Source organism: Streptomyces sp. NPDC051907 (genome assembly GCF_040681075.1).
In the GTDB taxonomy this organism is placed as follows: Bacteria; Actinomycetota; Actinomycetes; order Streptomycetales; family Streptomycetaceae; genus Streptomyces.
This window is the reverse complement of record NZ_JBFAYB010000249.1, coordinates 1-1,157: the sequence shown is the minus strand read 5'-3', so window position 1 is coordinate 1,157 and position 1,157 is coordinate 1. Positions and strand designations below refer to the sequence as shown.

General features: G+C 38.4%; 3 protein-coding genes. 2 read left to right on the top strand and 1 reads right to left on the bottom strand.

Going from position 1 to position 1,157, the window contains the following annotated elements:
- On the bottom strand, positions 1-326 hold a 326-nt coding region (locus AB0M39_RS42165; RefSeq protein ID WP_365374540.1), incomplete at its 3' end, for a hypothetical protein.
- A 97-nt stretch (positions 327-423) separates the two neighbouring features.
- On the opposite strand from AB0M39_RS42165, the gene AB0M39_RS42160 reads away from it, so the two are divergent.
- Together AB0M39_RS42160 and AB0M39_RS42155 are read left to right on the top strand one after the other, a co-directional pair.
- A complete protein-coding gene (locus tag AB0M39_RS42160) occupies positions 424-624 on the top strand; it encodes a primase alpha helix C-terminal domain-containing protein (protein ID WP_365374537.1) in 201 nt (66 codons plus the stop codon).
- 10 nt (positions 625-634) lie between these two features.
- The coding region (locus AB0M39_RS42155) for a hypothetical protein (protein WP_365374534.1) at positions 635-1,157 on the top strand (523 nt) is incomplete at its 3' end.

Here is a 1,157-nt window from a genome sequence, read left to right as displayed (position 1 = left end):
CCTGTTTTCAAATCCGAATCACCAAGATAGGCGGGATAATTCCATGCTCCAAAACCATTCACCACCCCAATTACCAGAAAATAAATGATACTAGAAATAATAATCCAAGCAAAGGTCGCTAAAGTTCCAGATAAAACTTTTATAATTAAATTTTTCTGCAAATCAATTCCCGCAAATCGATAAAATCTGTTTTCTTTTGATTCATAACTAGTGGCGACAAGGATTGAAACCATGGAAGCAAATAAGACAATGAATAGACTACTCGTTAAAATTGGAATGAACTGCTGATGAAAATTTCCAAAAGCATGAGATTGCATGGTAGGCATTGCTTCAAAATCTAACTTTCTCTCTTGAACTGTCTTGATATACTTAATTAAAAAAAGACAGAACCCAACGCTAGGAAGTCGGACTTATGGCGCTGAAATGTGGGAGTTATTCAACCAAGGCGCACGAAAAGGGAATCGAAACAATGACACGAACCGCATTCTGCACTACTGGAGAAAAATCGGCATTGATAACAATCATTGCATGGACTTATTGCGAACCTTTAACAATCGAACCAGTCCGCCCTTACCTGATGACGAGCTGGCAACTATTTGGAAAAGTGTATTCAAGATGAAATAGAAAGGAAGTCATGACAGACCAATTAGATAAACTTGTGGCAGAAACACCACAGGGAAACGTAAGAAGTCCAAAACCTACAATAGAGAACTTCACAGATTATGGCGAAGACGGCAAAAAAGTCATCAATATCGCAGGTTATCAAGACAGTTTGAAAGACTGGTTAGAACAAGAAAAAGAAATCATTAATAGCCCTGACTATGTCAAAGCACACACTCAAACGCTTAGAGCGGTTAAAAAACTATTCTTTGAACACCGTAACTTATTTTTAAGCACACCTAAGGAAGACGGCAACGCACCCAAGTCACTAAGTCCCTTAGATACGGCTAGAATCATCTATAAAACGCTAAAAGTCATCAAACTAGACCACCAAAGCGGACTGTTAGGCGTTTATAACCCTGAACTAGGAATATATGAAACGAATGAGAACTTCTTTCATCGGCTCATTTATTGGCTAGAGCCGTCTTATAGTCAAGCACGGTCAAAAGAGGTTCTCTTTAAACTTGAAACCTTATCAGAGGTTAAACAACAAACCG